Below are 20231 nucleotides of genomic sequence, written 5' to 3' on the forward strand. Positions count from 1 at the left end.
TGGCCCGGGGCCGTGCGCGGTGACCGATGGTGCGCCGACAGCCGTGCGGGGCCGAACCCGCCTAGAGGTATCGGTTCGCCGACGATCCGTCAATCATGCCCAGGGGGCGGGTTCAACACGCTGATCCCGGGGTGCGCGGGAATTCCGGGGGCGCGCGTGGAGCGCAGCCCGGCTGCCCGGAGGTGAACGCCGCACAACGAAGGGAACGGTGCGCGGACGGCTGCGGCGCGCCCGGTTCCTGGACGGTTCCTGGGCGCGCCGCAGCGCACTGCCCCCCCCGGTCGGTGGAACGCCGAAGCCGCTCGGCGGTGGTGGCGCGGAGCGGCTTCGGCGTTTCAGCGGCTTCTCTCGGTGGCTCCGGTGGCTCTCCTCAGTGGGCTCAGGGCTGCTCAGGGCTTTCTCTCTCAGCGGGTGCCGACGGCGGCGCGGACCGCTCGCCGCGCCATCTGGCAGTCGTCGTGCAACCGGCGCAGCAGCAGCCGCTGCTCCTCGCCCACCTCGCAGCCGGAGCTCGCCGCGCCCCCGCCGCCGGACGGCCGGCCCACTAGGCCGGGGACGCCGGGCGTGCCGTGCATGGCCCGTTGCAGCTTGGTCTCGTAGTTACGGATCTCGCGGGTGAGCACGATCATCAAGTTGATCAGGAAGGCGTCGCGGGACGCGGGTCCCTTGGCCTGCGCGTGCTTGCTGATCTCACGGCGCGCCGCGGGGGCGTCGCCGAGCACCGCCCACAGGGTCGCCAGGTCGTACCCCGGCAGATACCAGCCCGCGTGCTCCCAGTCGAGCAGCACCGGCCCGGTGGGCGAGAGCAGGATGTTGGAGAGCAGCGCGTCGCCGTGGCAGAACTGGCCCTGGCCGTACTTGCCGCCGGTGTGGGCGAGCCCGTGCAGCAGTTTCTGCAAGTCGCCCATGTCACGGTCGGTGAGCAGGCCCAGTTCGTGGAAGCGGGCGATCCGGGTCGGGTAGTCGATGGGCGCGTCGAACATGCCGGACGGCGGCCGCCAGCGATTGACCTGCCAGATCGCGGCCAGCACGGCCCGGATATCAGCCTGTGGCGGGGCCTCGACCGGGTGTCGTTGGAGGGCGGCGACGCGTCCGGGCATACGTTCGATGACCAGCGTGCAGTTCTCCGGATCCGCTGCGATCAGACGCGGCACCCGCACCGGCGGGCGGTGCCGGACGAACGCGCGGTATGCAGCTATCTCGTGCCGGAACTGTTCGGTCCATGCGGGGGAACGGTCCAGTAAACACTTGGCGACCGCGGTGCTGCGTCCCGTCGTGCCGATCAGCAGGACGGACCTGCTGCTGCGGCGCAGCACCTGGACGGGGTTGAACTCCGGGCAGATGCGCAGCACCGACGCGATGGCCGCGCGCAGCTGCGAGCCCTGTGGGCCGGACAAGTCGAGTCTCCCGCTGAGCGGTTGGGGGCCGAGCCCCTGCGGCCGCCGGGGCCGTCCGCCGACGGCGGCTGTGGAGTGGTTGGGGTCGAGATACGGCCCGCTGTTCGAACTGGTGCCGGTCTGCTGCGGGTGGTGCGGCCGGAGGGGCCGGAGCGGGGCGGACACGGAGGACGATGCTGCGTACATGGGTGATACAGATCCCTTCGTGCGCCGACAAGTTGCCGCGTCCCCCGGACCGGACGGCGGATCAACACCCTGGGGAGTGAGGTCCGGCCGCCGGGCCGGGTGGCGCGTTCCTAACACGACACCCGGGGACGGGTGGCACACCATCTGGCGAACCCTGGCGAACCCTGGCGAATAGTCGCGGCGCACGTGACAGCCGGTTACTGTCAACTCAGCCGAGCAACCTGGGGGCTTGACGTGAGCAAGGAACCAAACACCCGCCTCTCGGACCTGTTCGGCCTCGCCGGCTGGTCCAAGGGGGAGCTGGCGAGACTCGTGAACCGGCAGGCGGCAGCCATGGGCCACCCGCAGTTGGCAACCGATACATCCCGGGTCAGGCGGTGGATCGACACCGGCGAAACGCCGCGCGATCCCGTGCCCCAGGTGTTGGCGAATCTGTTCACCGAGCGACTCGGCCGTGTCGTGACCATCGAGGATCTCGGGTTCGACCGGCAAGGACGCGCGGGAAAACGGCAGGCTGTGGACGGTCTGCCCTGGGCGCCCGAACGGACGGCCGCGGTCCTCACCGAATTCACGGGAATGGACCTCATGCTCAACCGACGTGGCTTGGTTGGCGCGGGCGCCGCGCTAGCCGCAGGCTCAGCCCTCACGAGCGCCATGCAGGACTGGCTTCACACGGACCCGGCCCTGGCGGCCGACGCTCCCCGATTCGACGATCCGCTGACCGCCTCGGCGGATCCGGCCAGCTATGACCGCTACGAGGCGGCCCCCGTGGGGTCGCAGGAGATCGACGCCCTGGAGCGTTCGGTCGACGTGTTCCGCGCCTGGGACGCGGCCCGCGGCGGCGGGTTGCAGCGCAAGGCCGTGGTCGGCCAGCTCAACGAGGTGGGCGGCATGCTCGCCTACCACCACCCGCCGCATCTCCAGCGCAGGCTGTGGGGGGTGGCGGCGAACCTGGCGGTGCTCGCCGGGTGGATGTCCCACGACGTGGGCCTGGAGCCGACCGCCCAGAAGTACTTCGTGATCGCCGCGCACTCGGCGCGCGAGGGCGGCGACCGGCCGCGCGCCGGCGAGGCGCTGTCCCGCGCGGCCCGGCAGATGGTGCACCTGGGGCGTCCCGACGACGCCCTCGACCTCATGAAGCTGGCCAAGTCCGGTTCCGGCGAGGAGACCCTGCCGCGCACCCGCGCCATGCTCCAGACCATCGAGGCGTGGGCACAGGCGTCACTGGGGCGCGGGCAGGCCATGCGCCGCACCCTGGGCGAGGCGGAGGACCTCTTCACCTCGGACCGGACCGATGTGCCGCCCCCGAGCTGGATGCAGATGTTCAACGAGGCGGATCTGCACGGCATGCAGGCCCTCGCGTTCCGCACGCTCGCCGAGCACGACCCCTCGGCGGCGCGGACCGCCCAGCGGCACGCGAAAGAGGCGCTGCGGCTGCGGGAGGATGGCCGTCAGCGGTCGCAGATCTTCGACTACCTCTCGCTCGCCTCGGCCTGCTTCATCGCCAACGACCCGGAGCAGGCCGACACCTACGCGCGACTGGCGCTGGTGTCGATAGGGGATACCTCCTCACATCGAACCTGGGACCGGCTGCGCGAGATGTACCGGCTCACCGGCCAGTTCTCCGACCACGCCACGATCCAGGACCTCCGCGAGGAGATCCAGCTCGCGCTGCCGAGGAAGGCCGCGAAGCCCGTGGTGAAGTCGGCGAAGGGCGTGCGCAGAGGGCTCAACAGGGACGTGTGAGCGGTCCGTCGCTTCTGGCTTCCGCCGCTGAGGATGCTGAGGATGGGGAAAAGCTTGGGGGTATGTGAGAGCTGATACGCGTCCAAGACGTCCAAGCGCTGACGTCTCAAACGTCTGCTAAGAGCTGATCCGAGCCACCAGCACGCAGGCATCGTCCTCGCGGTTCGTCTCACCGAACTCTTCGATGACGGCCCGCAGACACTCCTGCGCGCTCCGTGCCGCGGCGAATCCGGGAGCCAGCGAGAGCAGGCGCAGCGCGCCCGCGTTCGTGTCCAGATCGGTGCTGCGCGGGGACAGACCGTCGGTGTGCAGCACCAGGATGTCACCCGGTGCGAGCCGTTCCTCGGCCTGGCCGTAGAGGGCGCCGGACATCGCTCCGAGCAGTACGCCGTCCGGCGGCAGCAGGGCGCGCCCCTTGCCGCCGCGGAACAGCAACGGGGCGGGGTGTCCGGCCTGCGCCCAGGTCAGGGTGCGGCTGCCGGGCTCGTAGCGGCAGCAGACGGCGCTGCCCAGGGTGGGCTGCGCGGAGGTGTCGAGGAGCTGGTTGAGCCGGGCCATCAGCGGGCCCGGCTCCAGGCCGGCCAGCGCCATGCCGCGCAGCGCACCGAGCAGCATCGCCATGCCCGAAGTGGCGGTGACACCGTGCCCGGTCAGATCGCCGACGCTCAACAGGGTCTGTCCGTCGGGGAGTTGCATCGCGTCGTACCAGTCGCCGCCGATCAGGGCGCTGGTTCCGGAGGGGAGGTAGTGGGCGCCGAGGTCCAGGGCCACCGGACCGCCGTGCGGGAACCGCAGGGAGCCGCGCCACGGCGGCAGCACGGCCTCCTGCAGTTCGACCGCAAGCCGGTGCTCGGTCTGCGCGATGTGCCGTTGGCGCTGCAGCGAGTCACGGGTCTCGCGCACCGCCCGCTGGCTACGGCGCAGCTCGCTGACGTCCCGCAGCACCGCCCACATGGAGGCGGTGCCGCCGTCGGCGTCGAGCACTGGCTCGCCCACCATGTGCATCGTGCGAACGCGCTGGTCAGGGCGCACGATGCGGAATTCGCCGTCGATCGCCTTACCTTCCACCAGACAGTCGGTGACCATCGTGGTCAACAGCTGCTGGTCCTCCGCGGGGAGGCAGGAAGGCAGCTCGTCGAGCGACAGCGGGCCGTCCTCGGGGGAGCGGCCGAAGATCCGGAAGAGTTCGTCGGACCAGCTGACCTCGTCGGTGAGCAGGTTCCATTCGGCGCTGCCGACCCGGCTGAGCAGGGATCCGGGGAGCGGTTCGGGGGGCGCCACGGGCAACTGCGGCGACGATCCCGCCGTCCCGTCGGCGAACGCGTCCCCGTCGGTGAACCCGTTGCCCGCGCCGCTCTTCTCGCCGTCCGTGGGCAGTCCCTCCCGTAGCTGGCCGAGGTGTTCCCCCAGGTCATCGAGGTGGTGCACCGCGAGATCGCAGAGCGCGCGCTGCCAGCGGAGCTGCGGGTCGTCGTCCGTCAGCGCCTCGCGCCGGACGGCGGCGATGCCGCCGCGCAGATGCAGCGTTTGCGTGATGAGGGCTTCGACCGCTCCGCGCTCGGGCGGTTGGGCGGCCGGACGATCCGCGAAGCGGGGGGGCGGCATGTCGTACTCCGATACAGGGGCGGCGCGGCCAGCTCTGACGGAATCGACCGATCAACGGAATCCGCAGACAACGGATCCGCAGAAGGGCCGGTTACGACTCTTGCACAGGCTGCGACGGCCCGTAAGTCATTTGGCAATACCCTCATCGGGGGTGCATAGGGCATATGCCTCAGGCCTTGCTGGGGCATATCGGGCAGGACTCGGCGGAACTGCTCCTTCCAGGTAGGCTGCGGCGCTCGGGAGCCCCGCAATCCTCGCCTCCCATCAGGCGTAGAACGCATACTCACCGGCAAGAATGCCGGTCAGCGGAAATCCCGTTGCCAGCGAAACTCCTCGCACCGGATGCTGACTCCATGCATGACAGTCCAGTCGATTCAGACATAGCGCCCAGCGGAACCCTGCTCGGCCTCTTGCAGAGGGGCCGCGGAGACGGGACTTTGCATGCCCTCGCGGCACCGCGTGCGGAAGCGCTCGCCGCGCTCCACCACTGCGTGCTGCGCGACCCCAGGAACGACTGGCAGGCCGAGAACCGCTCCCTCTACTACGCGCGGCTGTGCCTGCAGCTCGACGGCGGGCTCGACGAGATCGAAGCGCACCTCGTCCACGTCGACGACCAGCTGGACACCGGCGAGGAACGCACCGGCCTCGCCCTCGCCGTCCTCGGCCACCTCGCCTCCTACGGCCGCGACGACGCCCTGCACCTGCTGCGACGCTACGCCGCCGGCGGCAGCAACTGGGAGTGGGCGCTCGACGAGCTGGCGCTGCGCGACGACGACACCGCGCTGCGCGCGCTGGCCCCCGTGACGCTCGCCCGCTTCCCCCCGACCCCCGAAGGCGACGCCGAGCTGGCCCGGACCGTACGGGCCTCGTTCGAGCCCCGGCCCTGGCGGCTGTGGGCCGAGGATCCGCTGTACGGCGTGCGGGTGCGCGCCGCACAGGAACAGGGCTGCTTCGACCGCTGGCAACGGCAACTGCGCTCCGGCGCGCCGCGCCCCGGCTGGAGCGTCGGCGACGTACTGCGCTGGGCCCAGCAGCAGCACGAGCTGGACCCCGGCGGCCGCCGGCACGACGCTGCGGCCCGCTGTCTGGCGGCGGTGGCCGGCCCCGAGGACCGGCCCGAGCTCCTGGCCGCCGCCGCTTCCGGCCCCGACGCGCCCCGCGCCGCGGCCCTCCGGCACCTCGCGGACACCGGCGCCCCCGAGGTGCTGGACCTGATCGAGGCAGCCGTCGCGGACCCGCTGGCCGACCTCGTCGCACACGCCGCACTCAGCGCCTTCGAGCGCATGCGCAGCATCGCCGCGCTGGACCGGGCCCGCCTCTGGGCCCACCGCACCGACGCCCTGGGCACCGCCGCCGCGGGCATGCTCGCCTGCAGAGGCGGCCCGCGGGACTCCGAGCTCGTCCTGAACGCGCTCGCCGGGACCGTACGCACCGCGGGATCCGACGCGAACGCGCTCTGGACCCTGGTCGACGGGGCGGGCCGGCTGGCCATCGAATCCGCCGCACCCGTACTGCGGCACATCTACCGCGAGACCTCCTCCTCCCAGCTCCGCGGCCGCGCCGCCCGCGCGCTGGCCGCCACCGACCCGTCCTTCGGGGCCGGATTCGCGGTCGAGTGCCTGTGGGACTGCGAGGAGAGCACCCGCGAACTCGCCGCCCGGCACGCCGCGACCGGGGACGACCGGGTCGTGGAGCAATTGCGCCGGCTCGCGGCCGACCCCGCCGAGGAGAGCGAAGTACAGACTGCGTCCCGCAGCCGCATCGCCCCGGACGAGCCCGCGCGCTAGCCGCCGTGACCGGCAGGTTTCCTGTGTCACCCCCGCCATATGTGTCCTTCGGACGGGTGCCCTTCGGACGGGCTAAAAATTCAGCCCGTCCGGCGCTTGAGGACACCCCCCCCACCGGGCGGACCGGACCATCGCGCGGTCACCGCGCAACCACCCACCCTGCGTCACAATGGCGGGATGACAGAACGTTGGGAGTTCTGGATCGACCGCGGCGGCACCTTCACCGACGTGGTGGGCAAACGCCCGGACGGCCGGCTCGTGACCCGCAAACTGCTCTCGCACGACCCGGAGCACTACGCCGACGCGGCCGTGGAGGGCATCCGGCGGACGCTGGGCCTCAAGCCGGAGGAGCCCGTCCCGGGCGAGCGGATCGCCGTCGTCAAGATGGGCACCACCGTCGCGACCAACGCCCTCCTGGAACGCGAGGGCGCGCCCACCGTCCTCGTCATCACCGAGGGCTTCCGGGACGCGCTCCGCATCGCGTACCAGAACCGGCCACGCCTGTTCGATCGCCGCATCCTGCTGCCCGAGGCGCTCTACGACCGGGTGATCGAGGTCCCCGAGCGCGTCGACGCACACGGCGGTGTGCTGCGCGAGCCCGACCTCGACGCGACGGCCGAGGCGCTGCGCGCCGCCCACCGCGACGGCCTGCGCAGCGCCGCCGTCGTCTTCCTGCACGGCTACCGGCACACCGCCCACGAACGGATGGTCGCCGAGCTGGCCCGCGACCTGGGCTTCACCCAGGTCAGCCGCTCGCACGAGGTCAGCCCGCTGATGAAGCTGGTGCCGCGCGGCGACACCACGGTCGTGGACGCGTATCTCTCACCGATCCTGCGCCGGTACGTGGACGACATCGCCAAGGAGCTGCGGGGCGTCCGGCTGATGTTCATGCAGTCCAACGGCGGGCTGCGGGAGGCCGCGCACTTCCGGGGCAAGGACGCCGTGCTGTCCGGACCCGCCGGCGGCGTGGTCGGCATGGCGCGCTCGGCCGCCGAGGCGGGGCACCGGCGCGTCATCGGCTTCGACATGGGCGGCACCTCGACCGACGTGTCGCACTACGCGGGGGAGTTCGAGCGGGTCTTCGGCACCGAGGTGGCCGGGGTGCGGATGCGCGCCCCGATGATGAACATCCACACCGTCGCGGCGGGCGGCGGCTCCGTGCTGCACTTCGACGGGCGGCGCTATCGGGTCGGCCCCGACTCGGCCGGCGCCGACCCGGGCCCCGCTTGCTACCGGCGCGGCGGCCCGCTCACCGTCACCGACGCGAACGTGATGCTCGGCCGGATTCAGCCGGACCACTTCCCCGCCGTCTTCGGCCCCGGCGCCGATCAGCCGCTGGACGCCGAGACGGTCCGTACCCGCTTCGCGGAACTGGCCGGGCGCACCGCGGACGCCGCCGGGGACCGCCGCAGCCCCGAGGAGGTCGCGGCCGGATTCCTCGACCTCGCCGTGCTGGGCATGGCCAACGCCGTCAAGAAGATCTCCGTGCAGCGCGGCCACGACGTCACCCGCTACGCGCTGACCAGCTTCGGCGGCGCGGGCGGCCAGCACGCCTGCGCGGTCGCCGACGCCCTCGGCATCGACACGGTCATCGTCCCGCCGCTCGCCGGAGTCCTCTCCGCGTACGGCATCGGGGTCGCCGACGCCACCGCGATGCGCGAGCGGTCCGTCGAGGTCGAGCTGAGCGAGCGCAATCTGCCGCGGGTGCGCGAAGTGTGCGCCGAGCTGGCCGAGCGGACCCGCGAGGAACTGCTGGCGGACGGCGTGCCGGAGGCCGGCCTGCGCACCGAGCCCCGTGTCCATCTGCGGTACGCGGGCACCGACGCGAGCATCCCCGTCCCGCTGGACACCGCCGGCGCGATGGCCGCGGAGTTCGTACGGATCCACCGCGCCCGGTACGCGTTCAGTATGGACAAGCCGCTGGTCGCCGAGACGGTGTCGGTCGAGGCCGTCGGCGAGGCGAGCCGCTCCGGCGGGTACGAGGTGGAGCCGGCGGAGCGGGACGGCGGCTCGCACCCGGCCGGCACCGTGCGCATGTTCGCGCAGGGGCGCCCGCGCGACACCCGGCTGTACCGACGCTCCGCGCTCAGCCCGGGGGACACCCTCACCGGCCCCGCGATCGTCGTAGAGGAGGACGCGACCACCGTCGTGGACCCCGGCTGGCAGGCCGCCGCGGGCGAGCGCGGGCATCTGCTGCTCACCCGGGTGCGGCCACGGCCCCGTACGGTCGCGGTCGGCACCGAGGTGGACCCCGTGATGCTGGAGGTGTTCAACAGCCTCTTCATGGCCATCGCGGAGCAGATGGGCCTGCGGCTGGAGAACACCGCGCACTCCGTCAACATCAAGGAACGGCTCGACTTCTCCTGCGCGCTGTTCGATTCCGAGGGCAACCTCATCGCCAACGCACCGCACATCCCGGTGCACCTGGGGTCGATGGGGGAGTCCATCAAGGAAGTGCTGCGGCGCAACGGCGACGCGATGAGACCCGGCGACGTGTACGCCATCAACGACCCGTACCACGGCGGAACACACCTGCCGGACGTCACCGTCGTCACCCCGGTCTTCGACCCGCAGCCGGCGGCGGCCGACGCCGAGGCGCGCCCTGAGCTGCTGTTCCTGGTCGCCTCGCGCGGGCATCACGCCGAGATCGGCGGCATCACCCCCGGCTCGATGCCCGCCTTCAGCCGCACGATCCAGGAAGAGGGCGTCCTCTTCGACAACTGGCTGCTGGTACGCGACGGCACGCTGCGCGAGCGCGAGACCCGCGAGCTGCTCGGCGCGGGCCCGTACCCCTCGCGTGCCCCCGACGCCAACCTCGCCGATCTGCGCGCCCAGATCGCCGCCAACGAGAAGGGCATCAGCGAACTGCGGAACATGATCGAGCAGTTCGGGATGGAGGTGGTGCGGGCCTATATGGGCCATGTGCAGGACAACGCCGAGGAGTCGGTGCGCCGGATCGTCGCGGGGCTGAGCGACGGCTCGTACAGCTACGAGACCGACAGCGGCGCGCGGATCGAGGTCGCGCTGCGCGTCGACCGCGCCGCCCGCAGCGCCGTGCTGGACTTCGCCGGAACGTCACCGCAGCAGCCGGGCAACGCCAACGCGCCCAGCTCGGTGGTGATGGCGGCGGTCCTGTACGTCTTCCGGACGCTGGTGAGCGAGGACATCCCGCTCAACAGCGGCTGCCTGAAGCCCCTGGAGGTCCGCATCCCGGCGGGCTCCATGCTGGCCCCCGTCTTCCCCGCGGCCACCGTCGCGGGCAATGTCGAGACCTCACAGGCCGTCACCGGCGCGCTCTACGCGGCGCTCGGCGTCCAGGCGGAGGGCTCGGGCACGATGAACAACGTCACCTTCGGCAACGACCGGGTGCAGTACTACGAGACCGTCGCGAGCGGTTCGGGCGCGGGCGAGGGCTTCGACGGCGCGGACGCCGTGCAGACCCATATGACCAACTCCCGGCTCACGGACCCCGAGGTGCTGGAGTGGCGCTACCCGGTGCGGGTCGAGGACTTCGCCGTACGCGAGGGCAGCGGCGGGCGCGGCCGGTGGCACGGCGGCTGCGGGGTGATCCGGCGCATCCGCTTCCTGGAGCCGATGACGGTGGCGCTGCTGACCGGGCACCGGCGAGTGCCGCCGTACGGGATGGCCGGCGGCGAGCCGGGCGCGACGGGGGTGAACGCGGTCGAGCGGGCCGACGGCTCGACGGAGTCGCTGCGGGGGTGCGATGCGGTGGATGTCGGGGCGGGGGATGTACTCGTGATCCGTACGCCGGGGGGCGGCGGGTACGGGGTGCCGGTCGCTTGAGCAGCGCGCAGTGGCCGACGGTCCGGGCGATCCGCGTGAATCGTCCGGCCGGCTGAAATGCCGTCACCAACCCGTGACCAGCACCTTCGCGACAGACCCTAGCGGAGGGTGGCCGGGCCGCCGAGGTTGTGGATCATCCTGCGCAGGACCTTGAGCGCGGTGACGTACTCCTCGTCGGTGATGCCGTCGTGGATCTCCGCCCGCAGGTCGGTGACGAGCTGCTTGATACGGGCCTTGGCGGCCCGCCCGGCGTCCGTGAGGTGCAGGCGCCGGCCGGCGTCGGCGCTGAGCCAGCCGCGGTGGAGCAGTTGGTCGACGGCGCGGGAGATCTCGTACGGGCCGTCCGCGACGCTCGCGAGCTGGGTGGCCACTTCCTCGCGGGTCGGGCCGTCGCCGCCGATGTCCACTCGGCAGAGCGTCCACCACTGCGGCTGCGTGACGTCCATACGCGCCATAGCGTCGCGTATGCGCTTGATGACCATCTCGTTGGCGACGCCGCTCCAGTAACCGATGGGCTGTGTGGCGAGCATGTCGTCGGTCGCGTCCGGGTCGGCGGTCGCGGGGATGGTGCTCCGGGCCATGTGTCGTCACCCTTGCGGTAGTTCGCGGTTGGTGTGGACGACGCTAGGACCTCAACCTGAGTTGAGGTCAAGACGAATGGGCTTCTGCGATGCGGCTTTCGTCCAGGATCCCCCAGGGCCAGGGAACCAGTCAGCCGGAGTGGATAGGCAAGGGGTTGACGGTGTCGACCTTCACAACAGGCCCCGCAACGGCGACCGCCGCCCGTACGTACGCGGCAAGCCTTGCGAGTACGAGGATCGCGAGCATGTGCGAATGTGCACGCTTCGGTTCGGCATCCTCACCGAGTTGGCACTCTCTCGCGCTGAATCCGCTGAAGTGATCGCTGAGGCTGTGAAGAGTCATCACTGAGCAGAAAGGGACGAGCCGTTCACATGGCGAAGTCGAACCCGTTGGCACATGTCCAGTGGCGTAAGAGCAGTTTCTCCGGAGGCGGTGGTGACACCGGTGGCGACTGTGTGGAAGCCGCGGCCCTCCCTGACGGGCGGATAGCCGTGCGCAACAGCAAGCACCCCGAAGCGGGTGCGGTGTTCTTTACGCGTTCTGAGATGGGTGCTTGGCTCAAGGGAGTGAAGGCCGGGGAGTTCGACGACCTCGTTTGAGCTGGCACTTTACTCAGTTTGCACAGCACGATGGGACCGGTAATCCAGCCGCGAGGCGCTCGGGCGGCCGGGGCCGGGGCGCCGCGGGACGAACCGCACCGGCGTGCCGGGGACGGCCTGGGCGGCCGCCGCGAGGAAGGGCTCCGGTACGACGCCGACGACCGGATAGCCGCCCGTCGTCGGATGGTCGTTGAGGAACAGCACCGGCAGACCGTCCGGCGGTACCTGCAACGCGCCGAGCACCATGCCCTCGCTGGGGAGTTCGCCGTCCACGGCGCGCTCCAGCGAGGCCCCCTCGGTGCGCAGCCCGATGCGGTTGCTGGAGACGGAGACCCGGTACTCGCCGCTGAACAGCGTGCGCAGGCCGCGTGCGGTGAACCAGTCGTCGCGCGGGCCGAGTACGACGGGCAGCGCCAACTCCCGTACCGGCCCCGGGTGGGGCGCCGCGTCCGCGCCGGGCGGCGGCGGGGCCGGAACGCCGAGCGGCAGTACAGCGTGCTCGGTCAGCGGGGCGGGGCCCAGGCCCGAGAGCATGTCGGTGGAACGACTGCCGAGCACCGGCTCGACGTCGATCCCGCCGCCGAACGCCAGGTAGCTGCGCACCCCGTGGGTGGCCGCGCCGACCCGTAGCACCGCGCCCGCCGGTACCCGTACGGCCGCGCCCCACGCCACCGGCCGGTCGTCCACGGAGACGGGGCAGGGAGCGCCGGTGACCGCGACGGTGACCGCCCGGCGCATCCGCAGGGCGCAGCCGGTGAGGGTGGTCTCCAGGGTCGCGGCCCCGGCCTGATTGCCCACCAGCCGGTTGGCCAGCAGGTGCGCGGGCAGGTCGAGCGCGCCCGCTCGGGGCACCCCGAGATGGGCGTGTCCGGTCCGGCCCAGGTCCTGGACGGTGGTGAGCGCTCCGGCCCGTACGACCGCGAAGGCACTGTCGGTCATGCTGCCCCCTCGTGCGGTTCCTGCCGCGAGTCCTGCGGGACGAAGCGGACGAGTGTGCCGGGGGCGAACAGCGCCGCCGGCTCGCGCGCGGGGTCCCAGAGCACCGCGTCGCAGGTGCCGATCAGCTGCCAGCCGCCGGGGGAGGCGCGCGGGTACACCCCGGTGTACGGGCCCGCCAGGGCGAGCGAGCCGACCGGAACCCTGGTCCTGGGGGTGGCCCTGCGCGGTACGTGGTAGCGCTCGGGCAGCCCGGTCAGATAGCCGAAGCCGGGGGCGAACCCGCAGAAGGCGACCCGGAATTCGACGCCGGAGTGGATCCGTACGACCTCCTGCGGGGTGACGCCCCACAGTTCGGCGACGGCGGCGAGGTCCGGGCCGTCGTAGCGCACCGGGACCTCGATGCTGTCCTGCCGGGTGCGGGAGAGCGGCGGGATCCGCCAGCCCGTCAACTCCGCGGCGAGGCGCTGCGGTTCGTCGAGGCCGTTCAGCAGCACGGTGCCGGCGGCGGGCACGATCTCGCGGATCGGCGGCAGCGTGCCCGCCGCGGCCCGGCGCAGCAGTTCGGCGTGCAGCGCCTCGGCTGCCTCGCCGCTGTCCAGCTCGATGAGCAGCCCCCGGTCGCCGACCGGCAGCGCCCTCATCCGGGGAGTCCCGGTTGCCGCGGTCATGCGAAGGCCGCCACGCGGACGCCCGCGGCGTCCAGTTCGGCCCGTACCCGCTGGGCGAGCACGGCCGCGCCGGGGGTGTCGCCGTGCAGGCACAGCGAGCGGGCGTCGATGTCCACCCGCTGTCCGTCGATCGAGGTGAGCGTGCGGTCCCTCGCGATGCCGAGGGCGCGTTTGAGCACGGTGTCGGCGTCGCTGATGACGGCGTCCGGCTCGCGGCGGGAGACGAGCGTGCCGGCCGCGGTGTACGCGCGGTCGGCGAAGGACTCGGCCACGACGGGCAGTCCGGCTCGCGCCGCCGCCGCGTGCAGCTGTGATCCGGGGAGCCCGAGCACGGGCAGCGCCTCGCCCGCGAGCCCGATGCCCTCGACCACGGCTACCGCCTGTTCCTCGTCGTGGACGCAGCGGTTGTAGAGCGCGCCGTGCGGCTTGACGTAGCCGACCCGGGCGCCGGCGGCGCGGGCGAAGATTTCCAACGCGCCGATCTGGTAGGCGATCTCGGCGGCCAGCTCGTCCGGCGGCACATCCATCGCGCGCCGCCCGAAGCCCGCGAGGTCCCGGTAGGAGACCTGGGCGCCGATCACCACCGAGCGCTCCGCGGCCAGGTCGCAGATCCGCCGCATCGTGACGGGGTCCCCGGCGTGGAAGCCGCAGGCGACATTGGCGCTGGTGACGACGGACAGCAGGGCGTCGTCGTCGGTGAGCCGCCAGCGGCCGAAGCCCTCCCCGAGGTCGGCGTTGAGGTCGATCACCGGGTCGGTCATGTGGATCCGTTCGATGGGGGCTGGGCCGGGGTGCGCCGGGCGGTGCGCGTGGGCGGTGCGGGCCGGGCGAACCGGTGCGGTCGGTGTGTTCGGTGCGAGTCGTGGGTCCGCCGCGTCGGACGGGGCCGGAGCGGACGGGGGCGGAGCGGACGGGGGCGGGACGGGGCCGGGCAACTGCAGGCCGGCCGACCCGTTTCCGTAGAGACTCTCCCCCTGAGGGCAGCCGGGTCGACCGGCCATACTTCAAACGTAAGGGATCGTTGAACGATCCGACAAGATGTGTGTTGTTCCGTTCCGGTATCTCGGATTGACTCCTGACTGCCGCCACGCGGGGCGGCGGCGGGCGAACGGAGGGGGGACGGCATGGTCGACGGGGTGGAGCGGCGGCTCGCGGAGGCGTCCGGGCTGGAGACGGACCGGCCGTTGCTGGGGCGCACCAGCACTGCGGAACGGGTGGCGGACATCCTGCGGGACCGCATCGCCGAGGGGTACTTCCCACCGGGCAGCAGGCTCTCCGAGGAGAGCATCGGCGGCGCGCTCGGCGTCTCGCGCAACACGCTCAGGGAGGCGTTCCGCCTGCTGACGCACGAACGGCTGCTGGTGCACGAACTCAACCGGGGCGTGTTCGTGCGCATGGTGACGGTCGAGGACCTGATCGACATCTACCGGGTGCGCGGGCTGGTCGAGTGCGCGACGGTGCGCGGGCTGGGCGAGCCGCCCTACCGGGTGGACGCCATCGAGGCGGCGGTCGCCGCGGGCGAGACGGCCGCGCGGGAGCGCTCCTGGCAGGATCTGGCCACCGCCAACATCCGCTTCCACCAGGCGATCGTGAGCCTGGCCGGCAGCCCGCGCACCGACGAGCTGATGCGCGGCGTGCTGGCCGAGCTGCGGCTGGTCTTCCATGTGATGGCCGACCCGCGCCGGTTCCACGCGCCCTACCTGACCCGCAACCGGCAGATTCTGGAATCCCTGAAGGCCGGTGATCCGGGCGAGGCGGAGCGGCTGCTGGCCGCCTATCTGGAGGATTCCAGGCTTCAGCTGTCCGCCGCGTACGCGCAGAAGATGTCCAGCGACTGACCGATTGAGGGTCAAGCGGGGGGCAATGCCTTGTCGGATTGTTGAACGATCGCTAGCCTCCTCGCAGTCTCCCTGCCTGCCCAGGGCGGGGACCCGAGCGCGGAAGGCGAACGAATGATCGTTCTCCTCGGCGTCGTCGTGGTGATCCTCGGATTCGCAACGAGGCGCAATCCCCTGCTCGTCGTAGGGGCCGCGGGCATAGCCACCGGCCTGCTCGGCGGGCTTTCGCCCCAGGCGGTGCTGGCCGCCTTCGGGGACGGCTTCGCCAACAGCCGGTCCGTGACGATCTTCGCCGTGACCCTGCCCGTCATCGGCCTGCTGGAGCGCTACGGCCTCAAGGAGCAGGCCGGACGGCTCATCTCGCGCTTCGGCAAACTCACCACCGGCCGCTTCCTGGCCCTCTACCTCGGCCTGCGGCAGATCTCCGCCGCGGTCGGCCTGACCAACGTCCTGGGGCACGCCCAGACCGTGCGCCCGCTCGCCGTGCCGATGGCCGAGGGCGCCGCCGAGCGCAAGTACGGGCCGCTGCCCGACAAGGCGAAGGAGAAGATCCGGTCCTTCTCCGCCAGCGCGGACAACGTCGGGCTGTTCTTCGGCGAGGACGTGTTCCTCGCGGTCGGCTCGATCCTGCTGATCACGGGCTTCGTCAACACCACGTACGGCACCCACCTGGAGCCGCTGCACCTGGCCCTGTGGGCTATCCCGACCGCCGTCTGCGCCTTCGGCGTGCACGGCTGGCGGCTGCTGCGGCTGGACCGGCAGCTCGAACACGAACTGCTCGTCGCGAACATCGAGCCGCCCGCCGTGACCGCTCAGGAGGCCGCCAAGTGATCAAGGCAGAGTGGTTCTACTGGCTGGTCGGCGCGATCTTCCTGGTGATGGCCGCCCAGATGGTCACCGACCGCAGCAACCCCAAGCGCTTCGGCACCGCCTCCTTCTGGGGGCTGCTCGGCCTGGGCTTCGTCTACAGCACCTGGGTCGTCGACAAGAGCGCGCCCGCCGAGCCGCTGGGCGTCCTGGTGCTCGCCATGGCCTGCCTCGCGGGCTTCGGGTTCACCGGGCGCGGCGCGATCCGCACCACGAGCTCGCAGGAGCGGACCCGCAGCGCGGAGCGGCTCGGCAACAAGCTCTTCGTCCCCGCGCTGACCATCCCGGTCGTCGCCCTGGTCTGCGCCGTCGGCGTCAAGAAGCTCTCCTTCGGCGGCACGCCCGTCCTGCAGGAGGGCAGTGAGACCATCCTGGGCCTGGGCATCGGCGCGGTCGCCGCGCTCGTCGTCGGCATGGTGATGCTGCGCGAGAAGAAGATCACCACGCCGCTGCACGCCGGCCGCTCGATGCTGGAGGCGATGGGCTGGGCGATGCTGCTTCCGCAGATGCTCGCCACGCTCGGCAGCATCTTCTCCGTCTCGGGAGTCGGCGAACAGGTCGGCAAGCTCACCACCTCGGTGCTGCCGGACGATTCGGTCTACATCGCCGTCATCGTCTACTGCCTCGGCATGTTCCTGTTCACCGCGATCATGGGCAACGCCTTCGCGGCCTTCCCGGTGATGACCGCCGCCGTCGGCTGGCCGGTCCTCATCCAGCAGGCCGACGGGGACCCCGCGGCCGTCCTCGCGATCGGCATGCTCGCCGGATTCTGCGGAACCCTCGTCACGCCGATGGCCGCCAACTTCAACATCGTCCCGGCGGCGCTGCTGGAGTTGAAGGACCAGTACGGGCCGATCAAGGCCCAACTCCCGACAGCCGTGGTGCTGCTCGGCTGCAACATCGTCATCATGTCCCTCGTCGCTTTCTGACGCTTACTGGCGTCCTGTGGCGCAATAAGGCGTGTTGAGGTGTTTTCGATGATTCCCCAGCGTATTCCGACCCGCGGGCGACCCGAGATCGCCCGCCGAAGGAGCACCGCATGACCCGCGTACTGCTGACCGGATTCGAACCCTTCGGCGGCGAGAGCGCCAACCCGTCCTGGCTCGCGGTGCGGGCCGCCGCCGAGACGGCGTCCGCCTTCGCGCAGCCGGGCGGCCCGCTGGCCGGAGTCGAGTTCAGCACCGCCGAACTGCCCTGCGTCTTCGGCGAGGTCGTCGTGGCGCTCCGCTCGGCGGTGGAGGCCGCGGACCCCGACCTCGTGCTGTGCGTCGGGCAGGCCGGAGGGCGTCCCGACATCACGGTCGAGCGTGTCGCGCTCAACCTCGACGACGCCCGCATTCCCGACAATTCGGGCGCGCAGCCCATCGATCGGCCCATCGAGGCCGACGGTCCCGCCGCCTATCTCGCCGCACTGCCCGTCAAGGCGTGCGTCGCGGCGGTGCGGGAGGCCGGACTGCCCGCCTCCGTTTCGCAGACCGCCGGCACCTTCGTCTGCAACCACGTCTTTTACGGACTCATGCACCTGATCGCGACCGAGCGCCCGGCCCTGCGCGGCGGCTTCGTGCACGTTCCCTACCTGCCGGAACAGGTGGTCGACCGCTGCGAGCCCTCGCTGCCGGTGGCCTCGGTCGCGGCCGGACTGCGGGCCGTTGTGGCCGCGGCGGTGACCACCGCGGAGGACATCCGGATGGTGGGCGGCGCGACGCACTGACTCGCCGGTCCGTGCCGTTTCGTCCGTTGTCGGTGCGAGCGCCTAATCTGGGCCTCGTGACTTCTCCTGCCCCGGCGGCTGTTCCGCCCCAGCTCAACGGGCCCGCACGACCGGCGCCGGGCCCGGCCGCCGACGAGGGCCTGGCCCGGCGGCTGCGCGCGCTCGCCTGCACCGCCCCGCTGCACGACCTCGACGTGCGCAAGGCCAACCTCGCGGGCGAGTACAGCGGATACGCCATGGCGGAGGTCGCCCTCGCGGCCATCGACCTGGTCACGCTCAACATGGACTTCGACACCGGCGCGGACCACGAGCAGATAGTGGCCAGGCTGCTGCCCCGGGTCGCCGCCCAGGCCCCGTCCCGGCCCACCGCCGAACACGGCCGCGTCGCGCGCTGGGTGCTGGAGAACCTGATCAACGTCGGCAGCGTGGACCGCGGATTCCGCGCCGTCTACGGCACCTTCGGCCCGGACGGCGCGTACATCCGGCGCGACTACGACTTCAAGCTCATCGAAGAGGTGCCGGGCCCCGGTGGCGGCGTCTATCTGCGGACGACCGACGAAGCCGTCAACGTCCTGGTCGGCGCCCTCGACACGGACGTCACCAGCGCGCAGATCGCCGCCGAGGTCAAGCTCGAAGTGCTGATCAACCGCGGCAAGCTCGCCGACGCCCAGCTCGCCGCCGAGCACGCCCGCTACCGCACCGTGCAGTACGCCGAGACGCTCCGCCGCACCCTCGACGCGACCCGGCGCAACGTCCGCGCCGTCGACTGGCTGCGCACCGTCCCCGACATGATCGCCGAAGCCCTCGACCACGTTGCCGACCGCTACCGGCACGAGAACGCGATCCTCACCAACATCCGCAAGGTGCGCGACGAAGCAGAAGCCGGCGACGAGAAGACCGGCGAGCACAAGCGCCGCGCCGCCGAACTCGTCGACATAGTCAAAGACTGCATCCGCCGGCACACCCAGCTCCAGTCCCGGCTGCTGGAGGCCGGGCCGCTCTTCCGGGCCGAACAGGACCGGCAAGCCTTCGCCACGCCCACCTCCCGGTCCGGCCTCGACCTCTACGGCCAGCTCCTCGCGCCGCTGCTGCCGCTGCCGGTGGAACAGGCCGTCCGGGTCACCGACGCCTACTTCGCCCGCGGCGCGGGGCTGCGTACACCGCTCGCCGTCCGGCTCGGCGACCTCGCGGACATACTGCTCACGCCCACCGCCGAACGTGAACACCTCGGCGCCGAGATGCCCGAGCCCGACCTCATCGCCACCCCCGACGACAGCCGGTTCAGCGAGGAGCAGTTGGAGTCGGCGATGGCGCTGCTCGACCTGCCGCCCGACGCCCCGCGCAGGCTCTCCGGCCTGCTCGCCGACGCGCGCCGGCAGGACTCCGAACTGCCCTACCTCGTCGCCCTGCTCGCCGTGCACGCCGCCAGCCCGCCGGTCGGCACGGCCTACCGGCAGGGCGAGCCGAGGCTGCTGTTCGCCGTCGACGACGGCACCGAGCTGACCGACCCCGAGTTCGGCGGCACCGACCTGATAGTGGGCACGGCGCTCCTCGACACCGTGGGCATGGCCGCCGGCCGCTTGGAGGCGGTGTGACGCCCGTGACGCCCGCGAAGAATCAGACCGACACGGCACTTCCCCCGTGCCACCCCCAGCAAGGAGCCCCAGCTGTGACCGAGTACCGCGCCGACGAAGGCGCGCAGTCGGCCCACCAGGCCCACCCGACGCAGCAGGCCCACCCGACGCACGAAGCCGTCCCGGCCGAGCACAGCGAGACGGCCCCGAGTCCGGGCTTCGACGACGCGGAACACACCGGCCGCGGCGCGATGCCCTTCGGCGCGCCCGCCCCGGTCACCCCCGCCCCGGTCACCCCCGCGGCCGCGGCCGACGCCGCCCGGCTGGTCTCCGTCGGACTCCAGCCCAAGCTGCTGCCCGCCCGCGACGCCGAGTACACCGAGCTGCTCCGCCGCTACCGCGAGGAGCCAGCCTTCGCCCGGCTGGCCGACGCCGTCGCCACCGGCCTCGGCCTGGTCGTGCTGGAGGTCTCGGCGCGGGCCGGCATGGCCGTCGCCGCGGGCGAGGACTCGGTCTTCGCGGTCCGGATGGGTGACTACGCCCGTCGCGCCGCCGCCTCGGACTCCGCCGACCGCTTCCTGCACGGCCTCGCGCACCTCGCGGTCGCCGCCATGGCCTTCCCCCGCCCCGAAGACCTCGCCGACGACGGCTACATCGGCCGGATCAGCGTCAACGGCGTCGACACCTTCGTACGCCAGACCTGCCGGCGGCTGGAGGAACGCGCCGAGGAGCAGGGCGAGAACAGCGACCCGACCACCGCCGCGCCCGGCCTCGAATCCGCCTGGCGGGTCTACTCCCGGCGCAGCGCCACCGGCGCGACCAAGGACGCCCGGCGGCTGGCCGGCTCGACCACCGGCATCATCGGCAAGGCCGTCGCCTTCCTGGTGGACTCCGGCTTCCTGCAACGCACCGGCGAAGACGCCGGGGG

General features: G+C 72.0%; 16 protein-coding genes. 10 read left to right on the forward strand and 6 right to left on the reverse strand.

From position 1 onward, the window contains the following. Positions 1-404: 404 nt before the first annotated feature. A complete protein-coding gene (locus QMK28_RS19995; RefSeq protein WP_326439856.1) occupies positions 405-1583 on the reverse strand; it encodes an aminoglycoside phosphotransferase family protein in 1179 nt (392 codons plus the stop codon). A 234-nt stretch (positions 1584-1817) separates the two neighbouring features. On the opposite strand from QMK28_RS19995, the gene QMK28_RS20000 reads away from it, so the two are divergent. Beyond that, a complete protein-coding gene (locus QMK28_RS20000; protein WP_326439858.1) occupies positions 1818-3329 on the forward strand; it encodes a DNA-binding protein NsdB in 1512 nt (503 codons plus the stop codon). A 117-nt stretch (positions 3330-3446) separates the two neighbouring features. Here the strand turns inward: QMK28_RS20000 and QMK28_RS20005 are convergent, their stop codons facing one another. Continuing rightward, positions 3447-4934 (reverse strand): PP2C family protein-serine/threonine phosphatase, encoded by a 1488-nt coding sequence (locus QMK28_RS20005; protein WP_326439860.1) that lies wholly within the window; start codon positions 4932-4934, stop codon positions 3447-3449. Positions 4935-5287: 353 nt separating this feature from the next. Between QMK28_RS20005 and QMK28_RS20010 the strand changes: the two genes are divergently transcribed. Together QMK28_RS20010 and QMK28_RS20015 are read left to right on the forward strand one after the other, a co-directional pair. Beyond that, complete coding sequence (locus tag QMK28_RS20010; RefSeq protein ID WP_326439863.1) at positions 5288-6721, forward strand: HEAT repeat domain-containing protein; 1434 nt, start codon at positions 5288-5290, stop codon at positions 6719-6721. A gap of 177 nt (positions 6722-6898) precedes the next feature. Further along, positions 6899-10525, forward strand: a complete 3627-nt coding sequence (locus QMK28_RS20015) for a hydantoinase B/oxoprolinase family protein (RefSeq protein WP_326439865.1) — start codon at positions 6899-6901, stop codon at positions 10523-10525. 98 nt (positions 10526-10623) lie between these two features. On the opposite strand, the gene QMK28_RS20020 is transcribed toward QMK28_RS20015, so the two are convergent. Further along, complete coding sequence (locus QMK28_RS20020; protein WP_326439867.1) at positions 10624-11106, reverse strand: MarR family winged helix-turn-helix transcriptional regulator; 483 nt, start codon at positions 11104-11106, stop codon at positions 10624-10626. Positions 11107-11478: 372 nt separating this feature from the next. Here QMK28_RS20020 and QMK28_RS20025 point away from each other — a divergent pair, with 372 nt between their 5' ends. Beyond that, positions 11479-11706: a DUF397 domain-containing protein gene (locus QMK28_RS20025; RefSeq protein ID WP_326439869.1), complete on the forward strand. Its 228-nt coding sequence runs from the start codon at positions 11479-11481 to the stop codon at positions 11704-11706. 9 nt (positions 11707-11715) lie between these two features. Here the strand turns inward: QMK28_RS20025 and QMK28_RS20030 are convergent, their stop codons facing one another. Genes QMK28_RS20030 through QMK28_RS20040 form a run of 3 tightly spaced genes read right to left on the reverse strand, consistent with a single transcriptional unit; the run spans position 11716 to position 14074 of the window. Then, positions 11716-12645 (reverse strand): biotin-dependent carboxyltransferase family protein, encoded by a 930-nt coding sequence (locus QMK28_RS20030; RefSeq protein WP_326439871.1) that lies wholly within the window; start codon positions 12643-12645, stop codon positions 11716-11718. Then, positions 12642-13286 (reverse strand): 5-oxoprolinase subunit B family protein, encoded by a 645-nt coding sequence (locus tag QMK28_RS20035; RefSeq protein WP_326439889.1) that lies wholly within the window; start codon positions 13284-13286, stop codon positions 12642-12644. Before QMK28_RS20035 ends, QMK28_RS20030 begins: the two co-directional genes overlap by 4 nt. Before the next feature lie 23 nt (positions 13287-13309). Then, complete coding sequence (locus tag QMK28_RS20040) at positions 13310-14074, reverse strand: LamB/YcsF family protein (protein ID WP_326439873.1); 765 nt, start codon at positions 14072-14074, stop codon at positions 13310-13312. Between the two features lie 363 nt (positions 14075-14437). Here QMK28_RS20040 and QMK28_RS20045 point away from each other — a divergent pair, with 363 nt between their 5' ends. The 6 genes from QMK28_RS20045 to QMK28_RS20070 form a co-directional block, all read left to right on the forward strand. Next, entirely contained in the window at positions 14438-15151 is a 714-nt protein-coding gene (locus QMK28_RS20045) for a GntR family transcriptional regulator (protein ID WP_326439875.1), read from the forward strand. 114 nt (positions 15152-15265) lie between these two features. Then, positions 15266-15982, forward strand: a complete 717-nt coding sequence (locus tag QMK28_RS20050) for a DUF969 domain-containing protein (RefSeq protein WP_326439877.1) — start codon at positions 15266-15268, stop codon at positions 15980-15982. Then, positions 15979-16947 carry a DUF979 domain-containing protein gene (locus tag QMK28_RS20055; RefSeq protein ID WP_326439879.1) on the forward strand — a complete coding sequence of 323 codons (969 nt, stop codon included), beginning with the start codon at positions 15979-15981 and terminating at the stop codon, positions 16945-16947. The genes QMK28_RS20050 and QMK28_RS20055 overlap by 4 nt, the downstream gene beginning before the upstream one ends. Positions 16948-17057: 110 nt before the next feature. Continuing rightward, the gene (gene pcp / locus QMK28_RS20060) at positions 17058-17729 is read left to right on the forward strand and encodes a pyroglutamyl-peptidase I (RefSeq protein WP_326439881.1); all 672 of its coding nucleotides are present in this window, start codon (positions 17058-17060) and stop codon (positions 17727-17729) included. 56 nt (positions 17730-17785) lie between these two features. Next, a complete protein-coding gene (locus tag QMK28_RS20065; protein WP_326439883.1) occupies positions 17786-19324 on the forward strand; it encodes a hypothetical protein in 1539 nt (512 codons plus the stop codon). A 230-nt stretch (positions 19325-19554) separates the two neighbouring features. Further along, positions 19555-20231, forward strand: a 677-nt coding sequence (locus QMK28_RS20070; RefSeq protein ID WP_326439891.1) for a hypothetical protein, incomplete at its 3' end; no start/stop codon positions are given.

The sequence above is a fragment of the Streptomyces sp. H27-D2 genome, from assembly GCF_035828615.1.
GTDB lineage: Bacteria > Actinomycetota > Actinomycetes > Streptomycetales > Streptomycetaceae > Streptomyces.